27 protein-coding genes are annotated in these 26,182 nt (G+C 63.0%); 19 read left to right on the forward strand and 8 right to left on the reverse strand.

All coding sequences use genetic code 11. The annotated features are described in order from the left end of the window. The first annotated feature begins 23 nt into the window (after positions 1–23). From ROE7235_RS01600 to ROE7235_RS01630, 7 genes are all read left to right on the forward strand, one after another. Positions 24–1,508, forward strand: coding sequence for a UDP-N-acetylmuramoyl-L-alanyl-D-glutamate--2,6-diaminopimelate ligase (locus ROE7235_RS01600; protein ID WP_183073249.1), 1,485 nt, complete (start codon positions 24–26; stop codon positions 1,506–1,508). Beyond that, complete coding sequence (locus ROE7235_RS01605) at positions 1,505–2,935, forward strand: UDP-N-acetylmuramoyl-tripeptide--D-alanyl-D-alanine ligase (RefSeq protein ID WP_121092914.1); 1,431 nt, start codon at positions 1,505–1,507, stop codon at positions 2,933–2,935. The genes ROE7235_RS01600 and ROE7235_RS01605 overlap by 4 nt, the downstream gene beginning before the upstream one ends. Then, entirely contained in the window at positions 2,920–4,005 is a 1,086-nt protein-coding gene (mraY, locus tag ROE7235_RS01610; protein WP_121092915.1) for a phospho-N-acetylmuramoyl-pentapeptide-transferase, read from the forward strand. Before ROE7235_RS01605 ends, mraY begins: the two co-directional genes overlap by 16 nt. Positions 4,006–4,139: 134 nt before the next feature. Further along, a complete protein-coding gene (murD, locus tag ROE7235_RS01615) occupies positions 4,140–5,543 on the forward strand; it encodes a UDP-N-acetylmuramoyl-L-alanine--D-glutamate ligase (protein ID WP_121092916.1) in 1,404 nt (467 codons plus the stop codon). Next, positions 5,540–6,427: an EamA family transporter RarD gene (rarD, locus tag ROE7235_RS01620; protein WP_121092917.1), complete on the forward strand. Its 888-nt coding sequence runs from the start codon at positions 5,540–5,542 to the stop codon at positions 6,425–6,427. Before murD ends, rarD begins: the two co-directional genes overlap by 4 nt. A gap of 40 nt (positions 6,428–6,467) precedes the next feature. Then, positions 6,468–6,890 (forward strand): gamma-glutamylcyclotransferase family protein, encoded by a 423-nt coding sequence (locus ROE7235_RS01625; protein WP_183073251.1) that lies wholly within the window; start codon positions 6,468–6,470, stop codon positions 6,888–6,890. Between the two features lie 5 nt (positions 6,891–6,895). Further along, positions 6,896–7,855, forward strand: coding sequence for an amidoligase family protein (locus tag ROE7235_RS01630; protein ID WP_121092919.1), 960 nt, complete (start codon positions 6,896–6,898; stop codon positions 7,853–7,855). A gap of 54 nt (positions 7,856–7,909) precedes the next feature. On the opposite strand, the gene rpoD is transcribed toward ROE7235_RS01630, so the two are convergent. Both rpoD and dnaG read right to left on the reverse strand, forming a co-directional pair. Then, complete coding sequence (gene rpoD / locus ROE7235_RS01635; protein ID WP_121092920.1) at positions 7,910–9,898, reverse strand: RNA polymerase sigma factor RpoD; 1,989 nt, start codon at positions 9,896–9,898, stop codon at positions 7,910–7,912. 160 nt (positions 9,899–10,058) lie between these two features. Continuing rightward, positions 10,059–11,948, reverse strand: a complete 1,890-nt coding sequence (dnaG, locus tag ROE7235_RS01640; protein ID WP_121092921.1) for a DNA primase — start codon at positions 11,946–11,948, stop codon at positions 10,059–10,061. A 119-nt stretch (positions 11,949–12,067) separates the two neighbouring features. On the opposite strand from dnaG, the gene msrB reads away from it, so the two are divergent. Together msrB and ROE7235_RS01650 are read left to right on the forward strand one after the other, a co-directional pair. Beyond that, positions 12,068–12,589, forward strand: coding sequence for a peptide-methionine (R)-S-oxide reductase MsrB (gene msrB / locus ROE7235_RS01645; RefSeq protein ID WP_121092922.1), 522 nt, complete (start codon positions 12,068–12,070; stop codon positions 12,587–12,589). Further along, complete coding sequence (locus ROE7235_RS01650) at positions 12,586–12,999, forward strand: tellurite resistance TerB family protein (RefSeq protein WP_121092923.1); 414 nt, start codon at positions 12,586–12,588, stop codon at positions 12,997–12,999. The genes msrB and ROE7235_RS01650 overlap by 4 nt, the downstream gene beginning before the upstream one ends. On the opposite strand, the gene ROE7235_RS01655 is transcribed toward ROE7235_RS01650, so the two are convergent. Continuing rightward, on the reverse strand, positions 12,996–13,652 hold the full coding sequence (locus ROE7235_RS01655) for an SDR family NAD(P)-dependent oxidoreductase (protein ID WP_121092965.1): 657 nt from the start codon (positions 13,650–13,652) through the stop codon (positions 12,996–12,998). The genes ROE7235_RS01650 and ROE7235_RS01655 overlap by 4 nt on opposite strands. A gap of 139 nt (positions 13,653–13,791) precedes the next feature. Between ROE7235_RS01655 and ROE7235_RS01660 the strand changes: the two genes are divergently transcribed. The 9 genes from ROE7235_RS01660 to ROE7235_RS01700 all read left to right on the forward strand — a co-directional run bounded on the left by ROE7235_RS01660 (position 13,792) and on the right by ROE7235_RS01700 (position 20,429). Further along, positions 13,792–14,211 (forward strand): L,D-transpeptidase, encoded by a 420-nt coding sequence (locus tag ROE7235_RS01660; protein WP_121092924.1) that lies wholly within the window; start codon positions 13,792–13,794, stop codon positions 14,209–14,211. A 117-nt stretch (positions 14,212–14,328) separates the two neighbouring features. Beyond that, complete coding sequence (gene nrdR, locus ROE7235_RS01665) at positions 14,329–14,796, forward strand: transcriptional regulator NrdR (protein ID WP_121092925.1); 468 nt, start codon at positions 14,329–14,331, stop codon at positions 14,794–14,796. A 3-nt stretch (positions 14,797–14,799) separates the two neighbouring features. Then, on the forward strand, positions 14,800–15,885 hold the full coding sequence (gene ribD / locus ROE7235_RS01670) for a bifunctional diaminohydroxyphosphoribosylaminopyrimidine deaminase/5-amino-6-(5-phosphoribosylamino)uracil reductase RibD (RefSeq protein WP_245963853.1): 1,086 nt from the start codon (positions 14,800–14,802) through the stop codon (positions 15,883–15,885). 123 nt (positions 15,886–16,008) lie between these two features. Further along, complete coding sequence (locus tag ROE7235_RS01675; RefSeq protein WP_121092966.1) at positions 16,009–16,458, forward strand: nucleoside deaminase; 450 nt, start codon at positions 16,009–16,011, stop codon at positions 16,456–16,458. Positions 16,459–16,593: 135 nt separating this feature from the next. After that, the gene (locus ROE7235_RS01680; protein ID WP_306418847.1) at positions 16,594–17,121 is read left to right on the forward strand and encodes a hypothetical protein; all 528 of its coding nucleotides are present in this window, start codon (positions 16,594–16,596) and stop codon (positions 17,119–17,121) included. A gap of 35 nt (positions 17,122–17,156) precedes the next feature. Continuing rightward, positions 17,157–17,447 carry an Asp-tRNA(Asn)/Glu-tRNA(Gln) amidotransferase subunit GatC gene (gene gatC, locus ROE7235_RS01685; RefSeq protein WP_121092928.1) on the forward strand — a complete coding sequence of 97 codons (291 nt, stop codon included), beginning with the start codon at positions 17,157–17,159 and terminating at the stop codon, positions 17,445–17,447. Next, complete coding sequence (gatA, locus tag ROE7235_RS01690; RefSeq protein WP_121092929.1) at positions 17,444–18,925, forward strand: Asp-tRNA(Asn)/Glu-tRNA(Gln) amidotransferase subunit GatA; 1,482 nt, start codon at positions 17,444–17,446, stop codon at positions 18,923–18,925. Before gatC ends, gatA begins: the two co-directional genes overlap by 4 nt. A 36-nt stretch (positions 18,926–18,961) precedes the next feature. After that, entirely contained in the window at positions 18,962–19,753 is a 792-nt protein-coding gene (locus ROE7235_RS01695; RefSeq protein ID WP_121092930.1) for a hypothetical protein, read from the forward strand. Between the two features lies 1 nt (position 19,754). Continuing rightward, positions 19,755–20,429: an N-acetylmuramoyl-L-alanine amidase gene (locus tag ROE7235_RS01700; RefSeq protein ID WP_245963854.1), complete on the forward strand. Its 675-nt coding sequence runs from the start codon at positions 19,755–19,757 to the stop codon at positions 20,427–20,429. Here the strand turns inward: ROE7235_RS01700 and ROE7235_RS01705 are convergent. The 5 genes from ROE7235_RS01705 to ROE7235_RS01725 all read right to left on the reverse strand — a co-directional run bounded on the left by ROE7235_RS01705 (position 20,412) and on the right by ROE7235_RS01725 (position 25,495). Next, positions 20,412–20,948, reverse strand: a complete 537-nt coding sequence (locus ROE7235_RS01705; protein WP_121092932.1) for a DUF2244 domain-containing protein — start codon at positions 20,946–20,948, stop codon at positions 20,412–20,414. The two genes, ROE7235_RS01700 and ROE7235_RS01705, sit on opposite strands and share 18 nt — an antisense overlap. 17 nt (positions 20,949–20,965) lie before the next feature. Beyond that, on the reverse strand, positions 20,966–22,672 hold the full coding sequence (ctaD, locus tag ROE7235_RS01710) for a cytochrome c oxidase subunit I (protein ID WP_121092933.1): 1,707 nt from the start codon (positions 22,670–22,672) through the stop codon (positions 20,966–20,968). Between the two features lie 300 nt (positions 22,673–22,972). Next, positions 22,973–24,007: an ATP-grasp domain-containing protein gene (locus ROE7235_RS01715; protein ID WP_121092934.1), complete on the reverse strand. Its 1,035-nt coding sequence runs from the start codon at positions 24,005–24,007 to the stop codon at positions 22,973–22,975. Between the two features lie 36 nt (positions 24,008–24,043). After that, the gene (lipB, locus tag ROE7235_RS01720) at positions 24,044–24,715 is read right to left on the reverse strand and encodes a lipoyl(octanoyl) transferase LipB (protein ID WP_121092935.1); all 672 of its coding nucleotides are present in this window, start codon (positions 24,713–24,715) and stop codon (positions 24,044–24,046) included. A 3-nt stretch (positions 24,716–24,718) separates the two neighbouring features. Next, positions 24,719–25,495, reverse strand: coding sequence for a LytTR family DNA-binding domain-containing protein (locus ROE7235_RS01725; RefSeq protein WP_183073253.1), 777 nt, complete (start codon positions 25,493–25,495; stop codon positions 24,719–24,721). A gap of 102 nt (positions 25,496–25,597) precedes the next feature. Here ROE7235_RS01725 and ROE7235_RS01730 point away from each other — a divergent pair, with 102 nt between their 5' ends. Further along, a complete protein-coding gene (locus ROE7235_RS01730) occupies positions 25,598–26,104 on the forward strand; it encodes a DUF2306 domain-containing protein (protein WP_121092937.1) in 507 nt (168 codons plus the stop codon). The last annotated feature ends 78 nt before the right edge of the window (positions 26,105–26,182 follow it).

The raw sequence follows: 26,182 nt of genomic DNA on the forward strand, positions 1-26,182 counted from the left end.
GACCTTCAAAAAGGAACCCGCGCGTGTCCGATTTGCCCGCCCGCCCGCTGTCAGAGCTTGGCCTGAACCCAAGTCGCGGCGGCAATGTGGTTATCACCGGCATCGGGCTGGACAGTCGCAGCTTGCGTGCGGGAATGTTGTTCGCCGCTTTGCCCGGCAGCCGTGTACACGGGGCAGACTACATCGCGACGGCGCTGGCGCGTGGCGCGCGCGCCATCCTGACCGACCGCGCGGGCGCAAAGATCGCAGCGCAGGCGCTGGCCGGGGCCGATGCTGCGCTGGTGCTGGCCGAAGACCCGCGCGCCGCCCTGTCCGGAGCGGCGGCGTTGTGGTTCGGCGCCCAGCCTGCCGTCATGGCTGCTGTGACCGGCACCAATGGCAAGACCTCTGTCGCCAGTTTTACGCGCCAACTCTGGGCCCTGATGGGGCATGACGCGGCCAATCTGGGCACAACCGGGGTCGAGGGCGCCTACAGTGCTGCATTGGGCCACACCACCCCCGATAGTGTGACATTGCACCGCCTGCTGGCGGATATGGCCCGCGAGGGGGTGACACATTGCGCGATGGAAGCGTCCTCGCACGGGCTGGACCAACGGCGGCTTGACGGCGTTACGCTGCGTGCGGCGGGGTTTACCAACTTCACCCAGGACCATCTGGATTATCACGGCACAATGGATGCCTATTTTCAGGCCAAGGCGCTGTTGTTCGAGCGTCTTCTGCCCGAGGACGGGGTTGCGGTGCTGAACATGGACGACCCGCGCGGGCCGGACCTGCTGGCCATTGCCGAAGCGCGCGGGCTTGGCACGCTCACTGTCGGGCATGATGCCGATGCGGACCTGCGGCTGCTTGGTCAGCGTTTTGACGCTGCCGGACAAATCCTGCGGTTTTCCTATGATGGCGTGACCTATCAGCAAAACCTGTCCCTGATCGGCGGATTTCAGGCCGAAAACGTGCTGGTGGCCTACGGTCTTGTGCTGGCCTGCGGTGGCGACCCGGCCGAAGCTGCGGCCCATCTGCCGCGCTTGCAGGGCGTGCGCGGACGCATGCAGCAGGCGGGAACGCGCGCAAACGGCGCGACGGTCTTTGTGGATTACGCCCACACGCCAGACGCGTTGGCGGTCGCGCTGCAAGCCTTGCGCCCGCATGTGATGGGCCGTCTTGTTGTGGTTTTCGGGGCCGGTGGCGACCGCGACCGAACGAAGCGCCCCCTGATGGGACAGGCCGCCGCGCAATACGCTGATGTTGTATTTGTGACAGACGACAACCCAAGATCGGAAGATCCAGCCACTATCCGTGCAGAGATTTTGAAAGTCTGCCCCGGCGCAACCGAAGTGCCCGACCGTGCAGAAGCGATCCTGCGAGGGGTGGATGCGCTTGGTCCGGGCGACGCGCTGCTGATTGCGGGCAAGGGCCATGAAACCGGCCAGATCGTGGGCGATACCGTGTATCCGTTCGATGATCTAGAACAGGCGTCGCTGGCCATCGCCGCGCTGGAGGAGCGCGCATGACCCTCTGGGCCGCCGCAGATGCCGCCGAAGCAACCGGCGGGCGTGTCACGTCCGATTGGCGGGCCGACGGCATTTCCATAGACACCCGCAGCCTGCAACCGGGCGATCTATTCATTGCGCTGTCTGCTGCGCGCGACGGGCATGATTTCGTCGCAGATGCGCTTGCCAAAGGTGCTGCGGCGGCCGTGGTCTCGCGCGTGCCAGAGGGCGTGGCGCCTGACGCTCCCCTGCTTGTCGTGCCAGATGTTATGGATGCCCTGCGCGCCTTGGGTTCGGCAGGGCGGGCCCGCTCACGGGCGCAGGTCATCGGCATTACCGGGTCTGTTGGGAAAACCTCAACCAAGGACATGGCCCGCGAGATGCTGGCTGAGTTCGGCAAGGTTCACGCCGCAGAAGCCAGTTTCAACAATCATTGGGGGGTGCCCGTCACGCTTGCGCGCCTGCCGCAAGACGCCGATTTCGCCGTTATAGAGATGGGCATGAGCAATGCCGGAGAGATCGCGCCGCTTACGGCGCTTGCCCGCCCAAATGTTGCAATAGTGACAGCGGTTGCGCCCGCCCACCTCGAATCCTTGGGAAGTCTGGACGCGATAGCGCAGGAAAAGGCAAGTATCTTTGCCGGCCTGGAACCCGGTGGCACCGCCATCTACCCGGCTGGCCTGCCCACCAGCCCTATTCTTGACGCTGCGGCGGCCGACCACGCAGCATCCTGTTTGCCTTTCGGGGAAGGTGACCTTCCCCTGCATTTGCATGACATCCGCCAGACGGAAACCGCCCTTGTGCTGCGGGCCAAGGTCGGGCGTATGGCGCTTGCGGTGCGGCTGGTCAATTCCGGCGCACATGCGGCTGGCAATGCGCTGGCCTGCCTTGGCGTGGCCCATGCGCTGGGGCTCGATCTTGCGCGCGCGGCACTTGCGCTCGGGCGATGGCAACCGCCCGCCGGGCGTGGGTTGCGCCAGAAAATCATGCTCGACCCGGTTGAAGAGGCCAGCTTCACTTTGATCGACGACGCGTTCAACGCCAATCCGGCATCCATGAGCGCCGCACTCGCGCTTCTGGCCCAGACAAAACCCGGTCCGAACGGGCGGCGTATCGCTATTCTTGGCGACATGCTTGAACTTGGCCCTGACGCGGGCGCGATGCACGCGGCATTGGCCGGTGATCCTGCCATGGCGCAGGTGCGCCTTGTGCATTGCGTCGGACCGCTTATGGCCAAGCTGCATGCCGCGCTTCCGCTGCGACAGCGCGGGCGCAGCACCCAAGCGGCAGAAGCGCTTCTGGACCATGTCCACACGCTGGTTGCGCCCGGCGATGTGGTGCTGGTCAAAGGGTCGAAGGGCAGCCGCGTGTCGCGCGTTGTCGATGCGCTACGCGGACTGGACACGACGTCCTCGCAGAAAAAGGGTTTGCAATGTTATTCTGGCTGACCGAGTTTGCCGATACCCTGCCGGGGTTCAACCTGTTCCGGTATATCACCTTTCGCGCGGGGGCTGCGTTTTTCACGGCGCTTGTCTTCGGGTTTTTCTTCGGGCGGCCCCTGATCAACGCTTTGAAGAAGCGCCAGTCCAACGGCCAGCCGATCCGCGATGACGGGCCCGAAAGCCATCTGCTGACCAAGACCGGCACACCCACCATGGGCGGGTTGCTGATCCTGTCGGCGCTGACCGTCTCGACCCTGCTCTGGGCGCGGTTGGACAACCCGTATGTTTGGATCGTGTTGCTGGTTACGATCGGCTTTGGTCTGATCGGCTTTGCCGATGATCTTGCCAAAGTGTCCAAAGGCAATGTCAAAGGGGTTCCCGGTCGCGTGCGGCTGGCCTTGGGCACGCTGATCGGCGTGCTGGCCAGCGCCGCCGCGATGTATGCCCATCCAGAGCCGTTGCAGGGCCAGTTGGCGGTTCCTGTCTTCTCAGAGGTGTTGATCACCTTGGGGTGGTTCTTCATCCCCGCTGGCGCATTCGTCATTGTTGGCGCTGCCAATTCCGTAAACCTGACCGACGGGCTGGACGGGCTGGCGATCATGCCGGTCATGATTGCGGGTGCCACTTTGGGGGTCATTGCCTATGCGGTGGGCCGGGTCGATTTCACCGCCTATCTGGATGTGCACTATGTGCCCGGCGTGGGCGAGTTGCTGATCTTTACCGCGGCCCTCGCCGGCGGTGGCTTGGGCTTTTTGTGGTATAATGCGCCGCCAGCCGCCGTGTTCATGGGCGACACGGGTAGCTTGGCGCTGGGCGGTGCGCTGGGCGCGATTGCGGTGTCCATCAAGCATGAAATCGTGCTTGGCATCGTTGGCGGCATTTTCGTGGTCGAAACCCTCTCGGTCATCATCCAGGTGCTGTATTTCAAAACAACCGGGAAACGGGTTTTCCTCATGGCCCCGATCCACCACCATTTTGAGAAGAAGGGCTGGGCGGAGCCGCAAATCGTGATCCGCTTCTGGATCATCGCGCTGGTTCTGGCGCTGATCGGCCTTGCCACACTCAAGGTGCGTTAGTCACGTCTCTTGCACCTTCATCTTGCCGCAAATACTCTGGGGGAAAGTGGCCTCGACAAGAGGCCGCGCGGGGGCAAAGCCCCCTGAACGAAATGGTGTAGGGGCGCAGCCCCTTCCGGTTGAAAGGCTCTTACATGATCCCGGTCCAAGGTTACGCTGGGCGCTGCGTCGCTGTGCTCGGGCTCGGCCGGTCAGGGCTTGCAACCTGCCATGCGCTTGCAGCGGGCGGGGCGCTGCCGCTGGCATGGGATGACAGCCCGGATGCTCGTGCTCGGGCAGAGGCCGAGGGCGTCGCGCTGCATGATTTGTCGCGCGCCGACTGGTCACAAGTCGCAGCGCTTGTCTCCAGTCCGGGCATTGCGCATCTCTACCCCGAGCCCAACCGCCATATCGCGGCGGCGCTGGCGGCGGGGGTGCCGGTGGACAACGATATCGGCCTGTTTTTCCGCAGTTTCGCCACCGCAGACACAATGGCCATGGACCAACCGCCCAAGGTCGTGGCCGTCACCGGATCGAACGGAAAATCCACCACCACGGCCCTGATCCATCATATTCTGACCGCGCTTGGCCGTCCCTGCCAGATGGCGGGCAATATCGGGACCGGTGTCTTGTCCATTACCCCGCCGGTCGAGGGCGAGGTCGTGGTGTTGGAGCTGTCCAGCTACCAGACCGAACTCGCCCGCGCGCTCACGCCCGACATTGCGGTATTTACCAATCTTTCGCCCGATCATCTGGACCGGCATGGCGGAATGGGCGGGTATTTCGCGGCCAAGCGTCGGCTTTTTGCCGAGGGCGGGCCGGACCGAGCGGTCATCGGCGTCGATGAACCGGAAGGGCTGTTCATGGCCGGTCAACTGGCTGAGGCGGCGGAAGATGCTCGCGTCATCCGCATCTCGTCCGGGCAAAAGCTGGCCGGGCCGGGTTGGAACATCTTTGCACGCAAGGGGTTTCTGGCCGAATACCGCGCAGGGCGGCAAGTGGCGTCCATCGACCTGCGTGCCATGCCGGGTTTGCCGGGCGCACATAACCACCAGAATGCCTGCGCGGCCTATGCGGTGGCGCGCAGCCTTGGTGCCGCCCCACGCGTGATAGAGGATGCGATGGCCAGCTTCACCGGCCTGCCGCATCGCAGCCAGCTGGTCGCAGAGGCGGGTGGCGTGCGCTACATCAACGATTCAAAGGCCACGAATGCCGACAGCGCCGCCAAGGCCTTGCAGGCCTTCGAGCGCATCCGCTGGATTGCAGGGGGCTTGGGCAAGGATGGCGGCATCACAGCACTTGCGCAGCATTTGGACCGCGTGACAAAGGCTTATCTGATCGGCCATTCTGCCCGCGATTTCGCCCTGCAACTGGGCGAGCACCCGCACGAGGTTTGCGACACGATCGAGCAGGCCACCGCCCGCGCCATGGCAGAGGCACAAACGGGTGACACTGTGCTTCTGGCACCCGCCGCCGCCAGTTTCGACCAGTTTCCTGATTTCGAAGCGCGCGGGTCTGCGTTTATTGCCGCCGTGCAAGCCGGGCTTGGCCGCACATGAATGAAGATACCCCGCGCGGCTTTGCTTTTGCGATCGCCGCCTTTGCCATCTGGGGCATGTTGCCCTTCTACTTTCGGGCGCTGGGCCATGTGCCCACACCAGAGGTGGTCGCCCACCGCGTCGTCTGGGCGCTTCCCGTGGCCTTGTGTTGGCTCTTGTGGTTGGGGCGCACGGCGGATTTGCGCACCGCAATCCGCACCCCGCGGATGCTGGGCATGGCGACGGTTACAGCCGCGTTGATTTCTATCAACTGGGGCAGTTATGTCTGGCTCATCCAATCCGGCAAGGCGATGGATGCGGCCTTGGGCTACTATATCAACCCGATCTTCAGCATCTTTCTGGGCGCAACCCTGCTTGGTGAACGCCTGACTGCGCGCCAATGGGGCGCGGTCGCGCTGGCCTTTGCGGCGGTCGTCGTGTTGACCGTAGATGCAGGCCGGTTGCCGGTCGGGGCATTGGCCATCGTGTTTAGCTGGGGCAGTTACGCCTATTTCAAACGGGCGCTGCCCATCGGTCCCAATCAGGGGTTTGCGCTGGAAGCGCTGATACTCTTGCCCGTTGCCCTCGGATTTCTGGCGTGGCAGGCGGGTCAGGGCACGCTCTATACCCTTCAGGCAACGCCGCGCGACTGGCTGCTGCTTCTGGGGTGCGGTTTTATCACGGCGGTGCCGCTGATCCTGTATGCCAATGCAGCCAAAGGGTTGCGGCTCTCGACCATTGCGATTTCGGGCTATTCCATCCCGACGATGATCTTCCTCATCTCGACCCTCGTGTTCCGCGAACCTTTTGACGGGGCGCGACTGATTGCCTTCCCCATGATCTGGGGGGCGATGGCGCTCTATATCTCGGAAGTGCTGCGCAAGCGGCGCGCAGCGCAGGCTTGACGGCGGCGTCTGCTCTGTCAAGTTGCCGAGGATGACCAAAATGACCCTGATCGCCCTGATCGTGATCGCTGCTGTGTGGTATGCGATCACTCGCGCCCCGTTTTACCTGCCGCCGACAGATGCCGCCACGCCCGCACCGCCCGATGGCCCTGCGCGCGTGTTTGGCTTTGCCACGCTGACCAACCCTTTGGTGCGCTTGGTCGTCATGGGGCGTTGGGTGCCTGCCGAACCCGCGCAGCTGCGCGGTTGGCAGCGCGGGGCAGGGCGCGACATTGTGCAAGGCGCGGATACGGTGCTGGACGGCGTGGCCTTTGACGTGACCCCGGCAGAGATGATCCGCCTTGACCGCTACGAGCGCACCGGGCGAAAGTATCGACGCGACCAGATGGTGCTGGAAGACGGGCAAAGCGCCTGGGTTTACCGGCTGATCGGTGCGCGCGGGCTGGACGCGGTAGAGGATTGAACGCCATGGATGATCTGCACGCTTCCTTGCCGCGCGACCGATTCTTGCCGTTGCCCGACCATGACGGCCAATCCAGCGCCAACCGCTGCACGGGTGTTGAGGTGGAATTCGCGGGGCTGACCCCCGAACAGGCCGCCGACATCGTAAGCCATGAATGGGGCGGCACCATCACCCGCGACGGGCCGCGCGATCTGGTCTTGACCGGCGGGCGGTTCGGCAAGGTCAAGGTAGAGTTGGACATTACCCTCAAGAACGCTTGGGTCGAGGATATGGCCGCCGACATCTTGGGCGACCTTGTGCCGGTCGAGGTGGTCACGGCCCCTATGGCCCAATCAGATCTACCTGCGGTCGAGGGGGTGCTTGCAAAGCTGGCAGAGGCGGGCGCAAAAGGCTCGCGCGCGCAACTGGCCTACAGTTTCGGCGTGCATCTGAACCCCGAACGTCCCCAATCCGACCGTGCGGTGATCGCGATTGCCCGCGCCTACGCGCTGCTGGAGGATTGGCTGCGCGCCGCCGACCCGCTGGACCCCGCGCGCCGTGTCATGCCCTTCGTGGACCCGTGGCCGCGTGCCTTGGTGGACGCGCTGGCCGGGGCCGAAGGGTGGGCGCTGACCGATCTGGGCCGCGCCTATGCGCAGCACGCCCCGTCGCGCAGCTACGGACTGGACCTGCTGCCGCTGCTGCAAGATGCCTGCCCCGACACGCTGGCCGATGTGCCGCCGGACCACCTGAAGGGTGGCCGCCCGACCTTTCACTACCGCTTGCCGGAATCGCGGCTGGACGAGGCGGATTGGTCACTGGCCTACGAATGGAACCGCTGGTGGGTGGTGGAAAAGGTGGCGGCGGATGCCGACATGTTGGCGGCGCTGGCGCAGGATTGGCAAGCCTACCGCGCTGCGCTGACCACCACGCGGGGGGATTGGCTGGACAGAGTGCACGACCGCCTAGAATCGATCACACTGTGAGAATAGCAAAACAGGGGCTGTTCGCCCCTGTCCCGTCTTACGATCCCGACTGAATTACTGATCCAGGAAACTCCGCAATTTACGCGACCGGGACGGGTGCTTCAGCTTGCGCAGGGCCTTTGCCTCGATCTGGCGGATGCGTTCGCGCGTCACGCTGAACTGTTGGCCCACTTCTTCCAGCGTGTGGTCGGTGTTCATGCCAATGCCAAAGCGCATCCGCAGAACCCGCTCCTCGCGCGGGGTGAGCGATGACAGAACCCGCGTCGTGGTTTCGCGCAGGTTGTCCTGAATCGCCGAATCCAGCGGCAGCAGGGCGTTCTTGTCCTCGATAAAGTCGCCGAGCTGGCTGTCTTCCTCGTCGCCAATCGGCGTTTCCAGCGAAATCGGTTCCTTGGCGATTTTCATCACCTTGCGGACCTTATCCAGCGGCATTTGCAGCTTTTCGGCCAGCTCTTCCGAGGTCGGTTCGCGCCCGATTTCATGCAACATCTGGCGGCCCGTGCGCACCAGCTTGTTGATCGTTTCGATCATGTGCACAGGAATGCGGATGGTCCGCGCCTGATCCGCAATCGAGCGGGTGATCGCCTGACGAATCCACCACGTCGCATAGGTGCTGAACTTGTAGCCGCGGCGGTATTCGAACTTGTCCACGGCCTTCATTAGGCCAATATTGCCTTCCTGAATAAGATCAAGGAATTGCAGGCCACGGTTGGTGTATTTCTTGGCAATCGAGATCACCAGACGCAGGTTGGCCTCGACCATTTCTTTCTTGGCCTGACGCGCCTCTTTCTCGCCCTTCTGAACCTGAGACACGATGCGGCGGTATTCGTTGATATCGACGCCAACATACTGGCCGACCTGCGCCATGTCGGCGCGCAATTCCTCTACCTTGTCGCGCGACCGTTCCATCAGCGCTTGCCAGCCGCGACCCGGCTTTTCGGCCATGCGGTCGCACCATGTCGGGTCCAGTTCCGAGCCGCGATAGTCGTCGATGAATTCACGCCGGTTGATGCGGGCCTGATCGGCCAGCTTCACCATGGCGCTGTCGATCGACATGATCCGCCGGTTAATCCCGTAAAGCTGGTCAACCAGCGCTTCGATCCGGTTGTTGTGCAGGTGAAGCGAGGTGACGAGTTCCACAATCTCGCTGCGCAGCGACTGGTATTGCGCTTCTTGCGTGTCGCTGAACCGTCCCGCTTCGCGCAGCGTTGCGTCGATCCGGGCGTCTTGCATTTCGGCCAAGCGCTCATAGTCGGCGGCAATGCGGTCGAGCGTTTCCAGTACGCGCGGTTTGAGCGCGGCTTCCATCGCCGAGAGCGACAGGTTCGTCTGGTCGTCGTCCTCGTCATCATCCTCGGCGCTTGAGATTGGATTGCCGTCAGCGTCCAACTCGGGTTCTGACGAACGCTCGGTTTTCGGTTGCGCGGCCCCTTCGCTCAGCCCTTCGGTGACAGGCACGCCGTCTTCACCCTCCAGGCTGTTGCCGAAGGTGGTTTCCAGATCAATCACATCGCGCAACAGCACGTCTTCGTTCAGCAATTCGTCGCGCCAGATGGTGATCGCCTGGAAGGTCAGCGGGCTTTCGCACAGCCCGGCGATCATCGTGTTGCGCCCGGCCTCGATCCGTTTGGCGATGGCGATTTCGCCCTCGCGCGACAGCAATTCGACCGACCCCATCTCGCGCAGATACATGCGCACCGGGTCGTCGGTCCGGTCCAGGGTTTCAGAACCTGACGATGTCGCGACCGTCACATCCCGCGCTCCAGCGACTTCGACAAGTTCGCCGCCCTTGGCTTCGTCGCCGTCGCCTTCGTCGTCGTCCTCAACAACGTTAACGCCCATTTCGGACAGCATCGACATGACGTCTTCGATCTGTTCAGACGACACCTGATCCGGCGGCAGCGCTTTGTTGAGCTGCTCGTAGGTGATGTAGCCGCGGTCCTTGGCTTGCGCGATCATCTTCTTGACCGAGGCTTGGCTGACGGACTTGTCGTCAACTTCCAGATCATCACTGCGCGTGTCGTCGGTATCTTTAGCGGCCATGGAAGCTCCCGATTAAAATGCAAGGATGCGCGTTGGCCGAATCGGGCGAATCGGCTCTGAGCGTATCACGGCTGGGTAAGATGTAGGGGCAGAGCAGCGGATTTTCCAGTTATACAATGCAGATTTGATTGTCCAAGCCGGCGGTATCGTTACGAATCGGTCACTTTTTCCGTTTCACCCAGACTTCTGATTCGATCAGACGCTGCAATTCGCTCGAAAGTGCCGCGCGATCTTCACCCAGATCGGTCGAATCGGTCAGTCTTGCACGCTCCGAACTGTTGCGCGCTTCTGCGGCGCGGGCAAGCCGGAAGGTCACGCCCTCATCCGCCAGATCGCCCATATCCTCTACCGCGTCGCGCAGCTCTGCCGTCAGGCCGTCGCGCGCGAAGTATTTGGCGAATTCGTCGCGCAGGCATAGCCGCACAAAGCCCGCATCGCTGCTGCGAACCGGCGGCGCAATCGCGACATGGGGCAGGGTCAATAGCTCGGCGGTTTGCGCGTCATCGGGGGTATCGCCGTCCAGCAGCGCCGCGCAAAGCTGCGCCAGTGCCGGGTCGTGGCAGGTCAGCCTGTCCAGATCGCTCTCGAATTCCGACACCAGTGCCGGGTGGCACAGTAGCGTCGCGATGATCAGCTCCTCGCGCATTGCTTCGGCTATCGCATTGTCCGGCGCGCTGGCAAGCCGCGTGCTGCGTGTGGCGCTGAGCGGTTTGGCAGGGGGCGCAAAGCGGCCGGTTGCGGGCCGCCCCGACCATTCCCGCCGCGCCGGGCGCAAAAATTCGGACCGCAAGCGTTTGATTTCGTCGGTGTAATGCCCGCGCAGCCCCGGATCGGCGATTTTCGCCAAAGCGGCGCGCAGTCGTTTGTCCAGTGCTGCGCGCCGTTCGGGGCTGTCAAAGACCTGCCCTTCGGTTTCGCGTTGCCACAAAAGCTGAACAAGCGGCACAGCGCCGTCGACCAGCTTGGACATGGCCGGTGTGCCGCCCTGGCGCAAGATGTCGTCCGGGTCCATCTTTTCTGGCAGCGGGCAGAACCGCAGCGATTGCTCGGGCCCAAGCAGCGGCAAGGCAAGGTCGATCAGCCGGAACCCCGCGCGCAGGCCGGCCGCATCCCCGTCCAGCGCGATGACGGGTTCGGGAGAGACGCGCCACATCAGGCGCAACTGGTCTTCGGTGATCGCGGTGCCAAGCGGGGCGACCGCCCCCTCAAAACCGGCTTCCGCCAGTGCAATCACGTCCATGTAGCCTTCGGCCACGATCAGCGGTTTGCCCTTGCCGCACGCACTGCGCGCGGGACCAAGGTTGTAAAGCGCGCGTCCCTTGTCAAAGAGCGGAGTTTCCGGCGAATTCAGATATTTCGCCCGCGCATTCGGGCTCAGGGCACGCCCGCCAAACCCGATGCAGCGCCCGCGTGCATCGCGGATCGGGAAAATAATGCGCCCGCGCATCCGGTCATAGGGCGCGCCCCCGTCATCGGGTTTGGCGCAAAGCCCGGCCTCTATGATCTTGTCGCCTGCCACGCCCGCGTTCGTCAGCGCGGTCCAAAGCGCTTGGCGCGCATCCGGCGCATAGCCGATTTCGAACCGGTCCAGCGCGGATTGCGCCAGCCCGCGGCCTTTCAGGTAGTCGCGTGCGCCAGACGCCGCCGATGTGCTGAGCTGCATGCGAAAGAACCGCACGGCGGCTTCTGTCACCTCTGCCAATTCGGACAGGTGGTCGGCTTTTTCGGCGGCGCGGGGGTCGCGTTCGGGCATTGGCAGGCCCGCGTCACGGGCCAGCACCTCGACCGCTTCCATAAACGACATGTTGTCTGTTTCGCGCAGAAAGGTCAGTGCGTCGCCCTTGGCATGACACCCGAAGCAGTAATAAAACCCTTTGCGGTCATCGACATGGAAGGACGCGGTCTTTTCCTGATGAAACGGGCAGGGCGCCCAGAAATCGCCCTTGGCCTGATTGGATTTGCGCATGTCCCATGTGACCTTGCGCCCGACAACGGACGAGATCGAAACACGGTTGCGCAGTTCATCCAGAAAACCGGGGGGCAGACTCATGGTGGGGATAATGGCAGATCACGCGAGCTTGTTGAAGCTATGACGTAATCTTACATTATATCTGAAACCAATCGGTATTCGCCCGCGTAGAGGGTATATGATCTGAACAGGAGGGTTTCATGAACCGACGCACATTTCTGGCCACCACGGGCCTTGCATTTTATGGTGCACGCGCCGTGGCGGGCGAGGGGAATTTCCCGCTGACGCTCAGCACAGAAGAATGGCGCGCGCGCCTGACGCCCGCGCAATTCGCGGTGCTCCGCGAAGAAGCGACCGAACGGGCCTTCACCAACTCGCTTATGGGCGAGCGTTCGCCACTGCTGAAAGAAGACCGCGCGGGCACTTATAACTGCGCAGGCTGCGGGCAGGCGTTGTACCGGTCGGAAACAAAGTTCGACAGCCGCACCGGTTGGCCCAGTTTCTGGCAAGCGATGGACGGCGCGACTGGCACACGCCCGGATCGCAGCTTTTTCACGGTGCGCACCGAAGTGCATTGCTCTAATTGCGGCGGGCATCAGGGCCATATCTTTGACGATGGTCCCCAACCCACCGGGAAGCGCCACTGCATCAACGGATTGGCCATGACCTTTACGCCCGATACCACGGGCGAGGTTGAAGGCGGGCCGGTGCCAGCGGCATGATCGGGCGGCTGTTTCGCAAACCAGAGGCCCCGAAGCCTGCTGACGGGCGCGCCGCCGTGGCGGCGCTGCTTGTCCGGGTGGCGCGCACGGATGGCGAGTATGCGGCAGAGGAAAAGGCGGTGATCCAAAAGGTTCTGACCCGCCGCTATGGCTCTGCCGACATGCTGTCCGATGGCGAAGATCTGGAGCACAGCGCGGGCGATACGGTGCATCTGACCAAGGCGATCAAGGACGAGATCGCGCATGATGACCGCATGGAATATCTGCAAGACCTGTGGCGCGTGGTGCTGGCCGATGAAACCCGCGATTTCGAGGAAGACGGGTTCATGCGGCTGGCAAGCAACCTGCTGGGCATGGCCGACCGCGATTCGGCCCGCGCCCGTCAAGCGGTGCAGGCCGAGGCCGGTTAACCGATCAGGTCCGCCAACCGCGCCGCTTCTGCTGCGCAAGGTGTCAGCGCGTCCCGGTTCTCTCCGGGATGGAAGCGCGCGCGCAGGGCCGTCGGCATCGGCGCGCAGCGCTCGACCAGCACGCGCGGGCCGGTCTTGCGCGACTCGTCAGCCCAAGCCCGCGCAAGCGCCATCTGCGCCAGTTTCGTGGCGCCATATGTGCTGTGAAAGCGGTCTTCTGCGGCGGCATCATCCAGGAAAAGCGCCGTGCCCTTGTCGGGGCTGGCCGCCAGCAAGGGCGCAACCATCGGGATCAGCACGCCGGTCGCGCGGGCATTCACCGCCAAGGCCTTGTCCCATTCCTTGATGGCAAGATGGCTGGCGGGCGACAGCGGCGGCGCCTGAATGGCGCTATGCACCCACAGCCCGACGCTGCCCCACCGGTCATGTATGCCGCGGCACAGATGGCGCATGGCGTCATCCACCGTCACATCCATTGCCGCCAGAGTGGCCGCACCGCCGCGCGCCTTGATCCGGTCGTCCAGCTCTTCCAGCGCGCCCATGGTGCGGGCCACGGCCACGACATGCCACCCGCGCGCCGCCAGTTCTTCGGCCAGAGCCGCCCCGATCCCGCGGGATGCGCCTGTGACAAGTGCTATCTTGGTGTTTTCCATGCGTGGCAGATGCCACCCAAACAGCGCCGGTTCAAGCCAAAACGCGCGCAAATCGCTTGACTCTGGCCGTCCGCATCGGGCCAGATTGTCGCATTACTGCTGCCCAAAACTTGCATTGTTTTTCCGGGGGGATCTGACCATGCGCCCATTTCTTGCGGCTTTGGCCGCGTTGCTGCTGTTTACCACCAGTGCCTTGGCTGATCGCGTCGTTGCGCGCGTCAGTATTGCCGAGCAAAAAATGTATGTCTATCGCCACGGCACACTTGTGCATGAATGGCCGGTGTCCACAGCGAGGCCGGGCAAGATCACGCCCACGGGGCAGTGGCGTCCGCAACTGCTTTCGAAATATCATCGCTCCAGCCGGTATAACAACGCGCCCATGCCGTTCGCGATTTTCTACTCGGGACATTACGCCATTCATGGCACGGACCAGGTCAGCCGCCTTGGCCGTCCGGCCTCTGCGGGGTGCGTGCGGCTCGATCCGGCCAATGCCAGCGTGTTGTTCGACATGGTGCGCGAAGAAGGGATGGACCAGACCCGCGTGATCGTTCTGCGCTGAGTCTTGCATGCCACAGGCGCGCCCGCATGATCTGGTGGGTGCGATTATGCGCTACCCAAAGCCTTGGTGTTGGGTATAGTTCTTGGGGACATCCGAATTCAAACCCCGAGGCTGCTGATGCGCTGTCCCTTTTGCGGCAATACCGACACGCAAGTGAAAGATTCCCGTCCCGCAGAGGACCATGGCGCAATCCGCCGTCGCCGGTTTTGCCCGGCCTGCGGGGGGCGCTTTACCACCTATGAACGCGTGCAATTGCGCGATCTGGTCGTTGTCAAAACCAATGGCCGGCGCGAGGCGTTCGACCGCGAGAAACTGGAACGCTCGGTCCGGATTGCGCTGCAAAAACGCAATATCGAACATGAACGCGTGGACCAGATGATCAGCGGCATCGTGCGGCGGCTGGAAAGCCTGGGCGACAGCGATATCCCGTCCAAGCTGATCGGAGAGATCGTGATGGAAACGCTGGCGCGCATTGATACCGTCGCCTATGTGCGCTTTGCATCGGTCTACAAGAATTTTCAGGAAGCGGACGATTTCGACAAATTCGTCTCTGAACTGCGCCCGGAACCGAAAGACACGGAGTAACCCGTGCCAAACGCTGCTGACCGCCGCTTCATGCGGCTGGCGATAGCCTTGGGCAGACGTGGGTTGGGGCAGGTCTGGCCCAATCCGGCCGTCGGCTGTGTGATCGTGCGCGACGGGCGCATTCTGGCGCGCGGGTGGACGCAGCCCGGCGGTCGCCCCCATGCCGAGGCCATGGCGCTTGCCGCCTGCGATGCACGCGGCGCGACCGCTTATGTCAGCCTGGAGCCCTGCGCACATCATGGCCGCACACCGCCTTGCAGTGATGCGCTGATAGGCGCAGGCGTGATCCGAGTGGTCACGGCACTGACCGACCCGGACCCGCGCGTTTCAGGGCGCGGCCATGCGCGGCTGCGCGCCGCCGGGCTGGAAGTGCATGAAGGGGTCGAGGCCAGCGCTGCGCGCGACGCGAATGCTGGCTTTCTGTTGCGCCTGGAAGCAGGTCGCCCGTGGCTGACCCTGAAACTGGCACTGACATTGGATGGTCGGATCGCAACGGCCGGCGGCGAAAGCCGCTGGATCACCGGGCCGGAGGCGCGCCGCGCCGTGCATGCGCTGCGTGCCCGTCATGACGCGGTTCTGGTCGGTGCCGGAACAGCACGTGCGGACGATCCTGATTTACGCGTCCGCGATCTGGGGATCGCGCGGCAACCGGTGCGCGTGGTGGCCAGTCGCAAGATGGATCTGGACCCGAACGGACAATTGGGCCGAACCGCCCGTGCCAACCCTGTCTGGATGTTGTACGGCGACGCGCAAGACGTTCCCGAAGGATGGACCCAGACGGGCGCGCGCCTGATCGGATGCCCCGAACAAGATGGCACGCTGGAGCCGCGCGCGATGATGGCGACGCTGGCGCGCGAAGGCCTGACGCGGGTGCTCTGCGAGGGCGGTGGCGCGCTGGGCGCGGGGTTGATCGGGGCCGGTCTGGTAGATGAACTTGTCATCTTCGGCGCCGGAAAGCTGATCGGCGCTGACGGTCGCGCCGGATTGGGACCTTTGGGGCTGGACCGGCTGGCCGACGCACCAAAATTCGCGCTATGCCGCGTGCAGCCTGCGGGGGACGACATTTGCCAAATCTGGCGGAGGCGCTGACGCGCCAAGGCTATGGGTCAGGGGGCGCTGCCCCCGTCGCGCTGGCGCGCGACTCCCCCGGGATATTTGTGCAAGGATGAATGGGCTTGTTTTTGAGCGGGCGCGGCGGCATGTCAGGGTATGATCCGGTTTCGCAGCTATATGCCTTTGGCCTTGCGGGAAGCCCGCAACGCCGCCACGCGCGGCGAAGTGCCTGTGGGGGCGGTGATCGTTGATCGCAGCGGCACGGTGCTGGCGGCCGCGGGCAACCGGACGCGGGAGCGCAACGATCCGACGGCCCATGCCGAGGTTTTGGCCATTCGTGCCGCCTGCGCGGCCTTGGGGCAGGAACGGCTTTTGGACTGCGATCTGTATGTGACGCTGGAGCCATGCGCGATGTGTGCCCAAGCCGTGGCGCATGCGCGGTTGCGGCGGCTGTATTACGGCGCGTCGGACCCGAGGTCCGGGGGGGTCGCACATGGCGCGCGGGTCTTTTCGCATCCGCAATGCCATCATGTGCCACAGGTGTATGACGGGCTGGAGGCTGATGCCGCACGCAAATTGCTGACATCGTTTTTTGAAAAGTTGCGCTAGAGGTCAAAGATGTTCGAACAGGTGATAGCCTATTGTGAACGAACGGATTTTTCCTATTGGTCCGAACCTGTCAACGCAGTGACGAATATCGCATTTGTGATAGCGGCGGTATATGTCTGGCCGAGAACCAGAGGGTTGATCCTGGCCCGCGTGATGGCGGTTGTTCTGGCGTTGATCGGTGTCGGGTCCTATTTGTGGCACACCCATGCGACGGGCTGGTCCAGCGTGGCCGACGTGTTGTTCATTGTGCTGTTCATCCTCGTGTATCTGTTCGCCGCGACACGCGACTATCTGGGCGCTTCGGCCCGTGTCGCTGCCTTTTCGGCGGCCGCGTTCTTTCCGTATGCTGCGGGTTTCGCGTGGGTCTTCGGCGCTGTTTTGCCCGGTGGAAATGCGCTCTATGCCAGCGTGGCGGTGTTGATCGCGGGCTATGGGCTGTGGTTGCGGCGCAGCGCGACTGGGCGGGGCCTGCTTGTCGGGGCGGGTATACTCGTTGTCTCGCTCGGGTTCCGGATGGCGGATGCGCCGGTTTGCGCCGCATTTTCCGTTGGCACGCATTTCATGTGGCACATTCTGAACGGCGTCATGCTGGGCTGGATGATCCTGGTCTATTGCAACCACATGCGCTCGGGCGCGCTTGCACCCCGCCCGCCATCTGGATAAACCGCTTGCTAAACCGATACCCCGGCGGAGGCGATATGTCCGAAATTGATCTGGAGACCGCGCGCAAGGTCGCCAAACTGTCGCGCATTGCTGTGGCAGAGGGTGAACTGCCCGCGCTTGCGCAAGACCTGAGCCGCATACTGAATTTCATGGAAGAGCTGGGCGAGGTCGATGTCGAGGGCGTGGAGCCGATGACATCGGTCACGCCCATGCGGTTGCCGCGCCGTATCGACGGGGTGACGGATGGCGATATTCAGGCGAAAATCTTGTCGAACGCGCCGGATGCGCGCGAAGGTTTCTTTGCGGTGCCGAAGGTGGTGGAATGAGCGATCTGAACAAGCTGACACTGGCCGAGGCGCGCGATCTGTTGCGCAGCGGTGAGACGAGTTCAGTCGCGCTGACCGAAGCGTGCCTTGGCGCAATCGAGGGCGCGGGTGCGCTGAACGCATTTGTGCATAACACCCCCGACCTTGCGCTGGAGCGCGCGGGTGCCGCTGACGCGCGGTTGGCAGCGGGCAATGCACCGGCCATGTGCGGCCTGCCCATCGGCATCAAGGATCTGTTTTGCACCACGGGCGTTGCCAGCCAGGCTGCCAGCCGCATTCTGGATGGGTTCCGCCCCGAATACGACTCCACCGTCAGCGCGAAATTGCGTGATGCGGGTGCAGTCATGCTGGGCAAGCTGAACATGGACGAATTCGCCATGGGGTCGAGCAATGAGACAAGCACCTATGGCAATGCCGTCAATCCGTGGAAGGTGGACGGGCGTGCGCTGACGCCCGGCGGGTCGTCGGGCGGATCTGCGGCAGCCGTGGCGGCGGATTTGTGTCTGGCCGCGACCGGGACCGATACGGGCGGGTCCATCCGTCAGCCTGCCGCGTTTACCGGCACCGTGGGCATAAAGCCGACCTATGGTCGCTGTTCGCGTTGGGGGATCGTGGCCTTTGCCTCGTCGCTTGACCAGGCTGGTCCAATGACCAAAACCGTGCGCGATGCGGCCATCATGTTGGAAGCGATGTCCGGGCATGACGCAAAGGATTCGACCAGCGCCGATCTGCCCGTGCCGGATTTCGAGGCGATGCTGACTGGTGATATTCGCGGCAAGACCATCGGGATCCCGCGCGAATACCGGATAGAGGGCATGCCTGAAGAGATTGCGGCGCTGTGGGACAGGGGCGCGGATATGCTCCGCGATGCGGGTGCCAAGGTTGTCGAGATCAGCCTGCCGCATACCAAATACGCGCTGCCGGCATATTACGTGATTGCGCCCGCAGAAGCGTCGTCCAACCTCGCGCGCTATGACGGGGTGCGTTACGGACACCGCGCGACGCTGGCGGCGGGCGATGGCATTACAGAGATGTACGAGAAAACCCGCGCCGAAGGGTTCGGGCCAGAGGTGCAGCGCCGCGTGATGATCGGAACCTATGTTCTGTCGGCGGGGTTCTACGACGCCTATTACAACCGTGCGCGCAAGGTGCGCACGCTGATCAAGCGCGATTTCGAGACGGTTTTCGCAGAGGGTGTCGATGCGATCCTGACACCCGCCACCCCGTCCAGCGCCTTTGGTCTGGGCGAAATGGCCAATGCGGATCCTGTTCAGATGTATCTGAACGATGTGTTCACGGTTACGGTTAACCTTGCCGGATTGCCGGGAATTTCGGTGCCCGCGGGTCTGGATTCCAAGGGCTTGCCCCTGGGCTTGCAACTGATCGGTCAACCATGGGACGAGGGTGAATTGCTCAAGACCGCCCATGTGTTGGAGCAGGCCGCCGGCTTTGTGGCCAAACCGTCCAAATGGTGGTAGGGTTCCAAAAAACAATCGAGCGTCGAGAGTAGCCCCATGCGTTTTCCCCTAGCCTTTTGCGCCCTTGTTCTGGTGTCTGCCTGCACTGGGGGTGCGCCCTATTCGAATGTCGTCGACACGGCGGGCGGGGGTGTTGGGTTCAGCGACTATGCCCAATACATGCGCGCGCAAGAAGAGTTGTCGCGTATTCGTCAGGCAGAGGCTGCAGCGGCGCGGGCGGCTCCGCAACCCGCCGCCGGAACCGCGCCCATCGGTTTCCAGCCTCAGGGGTTTGGCGCTGCGCAAACGCAGATGCCACCGCAGGCGCCGATTGGGCAGCCGATTGCGACAAACTCGCTTCAGAGCCAACCACTGCCGCAACAGGTGCGGCAACCGCAGCAACCGCAAGGTTTCAACACCGGACAGCAGGTTGCTGCTGCGCCCGCAGCCCCGTCTGAAGAGGGTGTCAGCACACAGAGCTATGAGGCCCAGCCGTTCGGGACGCCGACGCAAAACCGCGTGGTGCGGCGCGATTACGTTCCGCAAGTGCGCGTCACAGCGGCAGAAGCCCCGGCAGCAAGCGGGCCGAACCTGTTTATGTATGCGCTTTCAACCCGCCATAATGTGGGCGAAGAGCGGTACACGCGTCGTCATCTGCTTCGCTGGCGTCGTTGGGAAGCCGCATGCGCGCAATATCCCCATCAGGATCTGGCGCAAGAGGCGTTCTTGGCCGCGGGCGGGCCAGAGAACGACCCCGAACACATGGATCCCGATGGTGACGGCTTTGCCTGCTGGTGGGACCCGGCGCCGTTCCGTCAGGCCGCGACGACGGTAAAAGCGCGCGAATAGCGTGATCTGGCATCCGTCGCCGAATTGCGGGCCGCGCCGCGATGGGCTGCGCCCCACACTCGTTGTTCTACACTATACTGCAATGCGCGACGCCGATGAGGTCTTGGCGCGGCTGTGCGACCCGAGTGCCGAGGTGTCGGCGCATTACCTTATCGACCGCGATGGCCCCTGTGTTCACATGGTCGCAGAGGAGATGCGCGCATGGCATGCCGGTGCCGGGACATGGGACGGGCTGACGGATATCAACTCTAGGTCTATCGGGATCGAGTTGGTCAATACCGGTGCAGAACCCTTTCCCGCGCCGCAAATGGGCGCGTTGGAGCGATTGCTGACAGGCGTTATGGGGCGTTGGCAGATCGCGCCGGTGGATGTGATCGGGCATGCCGATATGTCGCCCGCCCGCAAGCAAGATCCCGGCCCGCGTTTCGATTGGCGGGGGCTGGCGCGCACGGGCCTATCAGTCTGGCCAGAGGGGCTGGCAGAGGACTCGGTTTTCGAGGATAGCTTGACCCGGATCGGCTATCCGAGTGCGCCGCCCGAATGTCGTTTGGCGGCGTTTCGCGCGCGGTTCCGGCCGGAAGGGCACGGTGCCGAGTGCGTGATTGATCGTCGGCGCGCGGCGCGGGTCGCGGACGTGTTCCAGCGTCAGCGCGCCCGGTCAGCGCAAGTAACGTAGCGCGCGGGCCAATTCGTCATGCAGCGCGGCGCGCTCTTCGGGGCTGAGGAATGCGCCAAGTTCCACCGCACGCCCGCCGCCGTTGAGCGTTAGGTAGTTTTCCACCGGCCCGCCCTTTTCCAACAGCGACAACCGCACCCAATATGGGTTGGCCTGCCAATGTTGTTCGGGTTTGCGCGGGTTGATGCGGGTGATCTCTATCACGTCGCGTGTCAGGCGCAGTTGTTCGTGCAGCATGGTGCGTTCGCGCCCGTTGCGTTGCAGCGCATACCACAGGCCCCAGAGTGCCACGCCGGCAAAGGGGATCAGGCCCCACAGGACCGGCGTGCCCAGCACCCCGATCAGGGGCAGCGCCAGCAATCCGGCGCTAATGCCAATGATGGTGACAAAGCCTTGCGGCCCCATGGACAGATGCGGCGACAGGTCCAGCCGGTATTCAGCCCCGTCCGATTGCGCCACGGCAAAGGCCCCGGGCGCGATGCCCGAGGCCTTGGGTGTTATCGTCCAGATTGCAGGCAATCTTGGTCCGTCCGCGATCAGAGGTTTTCTGCCGCGTCGGGGATCAGGCCATCACGCTTGCCCTTGCGCTGCTGGTCCCAGTCCTCTGGCTTGGGAAGCTGCTCGAACGTGTGCTCGGGCGGCGGTGAAGGCAGGGTCCATTCCAGCGTGTCTGCGTGCTCGTTCCAGTAGTTGTTCTGGGTGATACGGGCACCGTGGCGCAGCGTGTAATACATCACCCCGATGAAGAACAGGAACGACGCAAAGCTGATGAATGCCCCGATAGAGCTGACATAGTTCCAGAGCGCGAAGGCATCCGGGTAGTCGATATAGCGGCGCGGCATGCCCTGACGCCCGAGGAAGTGCTGCGGGAAGAAGGTCAGGTTGGCGCCGATGAACATGGCCCAGAAGTGCAGCTTGCCCGCCCATTCAGGGTATTGCCGCCCCGACATCTTGCCGATCCAGAAGTAGATACCGGCAAACAGCGCGAACACCGCGCCCAGCGACATCACGTAGTGGAAGTGCGCTACAACGTAGTAGGTGTCATGGTACACCCGGTCGATGGGGGCCTGAGACAGCACTACGCCGGTCACACCGCCCACGGTGAACAGGAACAGGAAGCCGAACGCCCAGAGCATGGGTGTCTCGAAGCTGACAGAGCCTTTCCACATTGTCGCGATCCAAGAGAAGATCTTGATGCCGGTCGGCACCGCAATCGTCATTGTGGCCAGCATGAAGTAGGTCTGCTGCGACAGCGACATCCCCACCGTGTACATGTGGTGCGCCCAGACGATGAAGCCCAGAACGCCAATGGCGATCATGGCCCAGACCATCGGCATGTAGCCGAAGACCGGCTTGCGCGAGAAGGTCGCGATGACATGGCTGATGATGCCGAAGCCGGGCAGAATGATGATATACACTTCCGGGTGGCCGAAGAACCACAGGATGTGCTGATAGAGAACCGGATCGCCACCACCCGACGGGTCAAAGAACGTGGTGCCGAAATTGCGGTCCGTCAGCAGCATGGTGATTGCGCCAGCCAGAACCGGCAGGGCCAGCAGGATCATCCACGCGGTGATGAAGATCGACCACGCGAACAGCGGCACCTTGAACAGGGTCATGCCCGGCGCGCGCATGTTCAGGAAGGTGGTGATAATGTTGATCGCACCAAGAATGGACGACGCCCCCGACACATGGACCGCGAAAATCGCAAGGTCCATCGAATAGCCGGATTCGTTGGTCGAGAGCGGCGGATACAGCACCCAGCCCACACCAGAGCCAAGCTGGCCATTGCCACCCGGCGACAGAACCGACGCCACGGCCAGCGTAGAGCCCGCCACGAACAGCCAGTAGGACAGGTTGTTCAGGCGCGGGAACGCCATATCCGGCGCACCGATCTGCAGGGGCATGAAGTAGTTACCAAAGCCACCGAAAAGCGCCGGAATCAGCACAAAGAACATCATCAAGATGCCATGCGCCGTGATCAACACGTTCCAGATATGCCCGTTCGGCGTGCAGTTTTCCTGTGCGGTAAAGCTGGCGCCTTCCATGCACATGTATTGCACGCCGGGTTCCATCAGCTCCATCCGCATGTAGACCGTGAAGGCTACCGCGATGAACCCGATGATCCCTGCGGTGAACAGGTAAAGGATACCGATATCCTTGTGGTTGGTAGACATGAACCACCGGGTGAAGAACCCGCGAGGATCCTCGTGCCCATGGTCATGGGTGGCTGCGTCGGCCATTGGCTACTCCAGTTCCCGTTTCCTGCCGCGCTTTCCGGCGGCTGTTTGCAGGTGCACCCGGCCTGTGCCGTGCGCCCGATTCCGTTCCGCGCAGGCCAAAACGGCATGACGCGGCATACCATGCTTGTAGAATGTCTCTTTTTCTGAGGCAACGCGCGATATGCCGCATATTCAATTTTTTTGATCTACATCAGGGTAATTTGGCACGTGCCGGTTTTGGCTGCATGGCGCTGACCACAGCATCACGCAGTCGTGTGCGCTGGCCCGGTTGCTAGTCGGCAAACCCGTTGCTTGGAACGATCAATCGGGCGCGTAGTCATCATAGCATATGTCAAAGACAGAACACGGCAACGCGGCAACCTCTGCCATAACAGGGTCGTTTTCGGCCTGCCTGTCCAGCTGCGCGCGCAGCGCGGCTGCGTATCGTTGTTTCCAGCCCGTGTGGTAGCTGTTCAAGAACCAACTGCGGCGCAGATCCCAGTGTCGGTTCATGCGCACGTCCCGCAGATGGCCAAGATCCGAAACACGGCCTCCAAGGTTGTAGATGGTCATTTCACCGACCACGAGGTCTTGCAGGTCCGTCATGAAATCGACCCGGACATGGTCAAACTCCGCCCCGATCATGCGGGCGATCCGGCAGGCACGCGCCGCGACCTCGGGCAGCGGGCGCGTGTCCCGTATGGGCGACACGGCCGCGGTTGCTTGCGTTAGTTCCAGACCTTGACCATGATCCTGCCAGATCGCAGCCGTCTTCTTGGGGCCATCTTGATAAATCATCACCAGCCGGTCCAGAAATCCGCCTTGCATATAGGCTTTAATCTCTGACACCGGACGGCCCGGAAAGGCGTTTGCCTCTGCGAACACGCGGCGGCGCACCGGGCTGTAGCCCCATTCGCCTGTCTCCCATCCGTAATCCGTGCGCAGCCAGCTTCGCAGACGCCCCACAAGATGCTTGCGTGCGGGGACATCGGACCCAAGCACGAGATTGGTGTGCGAGCCGCAATTGTATTTCAGCACAACACCGGGCGCGCACAGGTCATAGGGCAGGTCACGGCCGGTTCGGCTGGTCCATAGCACCGAAGCGACGGGCAGTTCCGGCCACCGCGCGGCAAGCCAGCGTTTGGTCGCCAGCTTGTCGGACATGATGACAAAACGCGGATCGTGATCCAACAGCTTTCGCCACAGGAATTTCTCATCCATGGTCTGGGGCAGGGCGAGCTTCGGGAACAGCCGCCCCTTGCGCAGCATCCGGTTGCGCAACAGGTGCCACTGGTGCCGGTGAATGTTGCGCAAACGTATTTCGGCGTCGCGCAACACAGTGCGGTCGTTTTGCATCGCCGGTGCCCCTTCAACTTGGAATGCCTACGGCGTTCAATCCGCGCGGGTCTTGGGCTGTTGCGCAAAGGTTTGGTCAAAACTGCGCCGCAACGCAAGGTCAAGATCTTGCATCGTGACGGGAAGGCCAAGGTCCACAAGGCTGGTCACACCATGTCCGCGAATGCCGCAGGGCACGATCCCGTCGAAATGCGACAGATCGGGTTCGACATTTATGGACAGGCCATGAAAGCTGACCCAGCGGCGCAGGCGAATGCCGATGGCGGCGATTTTGTCCTCGCGTGCGGTGCCGTCGGGCAGGGGGAGCTTTTCCGGCCGATCTATCCAGACGCCGACCCGCCCGGGACGGATATGCCCCGTCACCCCGAATTCGGCCAGCGTGGCGATCACCCACGCCTCCAGGTCGCGCACGAAACAGCGCACATCGCGCCCGCGTTTGCCAACGTCCAGCATGACATATGCAACCCGTTGGCCAGGGCCGTGATAGGTATACTGCCCGCCGCGTTTGGATGGGTAGACGGGGAAGCGGTCGGGCTGGGTCAGGTCGTCGGGTTTGGCGCTGGTGCCGGCCGTGTAAAGCGGCGGGTGTTCGACAAGCCAGATGCACTCCTCGGCCTCACCGCGCGCAATGGCTTCGGCGCGCGCCTCCATGAAAGCGCAGGCTTCGGCGTAGTCGGTCAGCCCGTCCGAGGTGATCCATTCGACCATGCGCTACCGGGGCAAAAGCCCCGCCTCCTTCACCTTGGGCAGGTTGCTGCGGCTGACAGGGATTTCGGCGCCGGACACAAGTGTCAGAATGGCGCGGTCGCCGTCGCGGCGGCCCGCGCGCACGGCATTATAGGCGATCCAATGCGAACGATGCACCTGCGCGCCGGCGACGGTGCCAGTTTCCTTGATGGCATCGGACAGGCGCATCAGCACCATCTCTGCGCCCGCCGTGGTCTGCACCCGAACGTAATGATCCTCTACGGACAGCGCGATCAGCGCGCCGCGTTTTTCCAACGGAACGCGCTGCAAGACAGGCGGCGGGGCGGCTTGGTCGGGTTCGGGGGGCTGCTGGGCCAAATGGCGCGTGACCGCCGCAATCGCGAGTGTGACCACCATTGCCACGCCCGCCACGTTCAAGATGAAACCGGGCAGCGCCGCGCGGTCGGGTACGAACCCAAGGGCAACCGCGTTTATGCCCAACACGACCAAGGCCACGGTAACGCCCGCCGCCAGCCCTGCCACGCCCATGCGTAGTGCATAGGGCCAAGGGGGCAGCACATGGCGCAGCAATGTGACTACCAGACTGCCGGCGCCGTAGGTCGCAGGGATGATTAGCGCCCAGTAGCCCAAACGGGGAAAGGGGCGCAGCGCGTCGCCCGTGCCATATGGGGCCACAAGCGTCAGAATCACCGCCACCGCGCCCAGTGCAACCAGCGTCGCAGGATGGCGAATATGGCTGCGCCATTCACGAAGCGCCAGTTGCGTGGGGCTGTCACTCACGTAGCGATCCTTGTCATTGCCGCATCCGGGGTTGGGTGATCCGCGATGCTCTGCCACCCCAATAGCGCACAGCAACACGAACGCCAATGCAAGGACGCTATCATGACACTCTCTCCGATTTTGGACGCCGCACCCGTTATACAAGCACATGTCGCCGCCGGTCTGCTTGCCATCTTGCTGGGGCCTGTCGCGCTCTATATGCGGCCGGGCACCAAGACCCACAAGATTACAGGCTATGTTTGGGTCAGTGCCATGGCGGCGCTGGCCTTGTCCTCTTTCGCCATTCACAGCTTTGCCGTGATCGGGCCATTCAGCCCGCTGCACGGTCTGGCGCTGGTCACGCTCTGGTCGCTTTGGGAAGGGGTGCGCCACGCGCGGGCGGGCCGTATCGCCGTGCACCGACGGATATACATGAACCTGTATTGGTTCGGCGTAATCATCGCGGGTATGTTCAATTTCCTGCCCGGTCGCGCGATCAACCGCGCGTTGCTGCCCGATACGCCCGACACCGGCTTTGTGCTTATCGCGCTCGGGGTGGCCATAGCGCTGCTTATGGTGCTGCGCCCGACACTCCGCAAGCTTTGGAGGACATCGGCCCTGCACGGCTGACGGCTCTTCCGGCTTTTGAACTTTTCGTTACCGACTCCCTCCAAGCTGGAGTATCCTTGGAGGATCATTTGTCGGGAG

The organism is Roseinatronobacter ekhonensis, from assembly GCF_900499075.1.
GTDB classification, from domain to species: Bacteria; Pseudomonadota; Alphaproteobacteria; order Rhodobacterales; family Rhodobacteraceae; genus Roseinatronobacter; species Roseinatronobacter ekhonensis.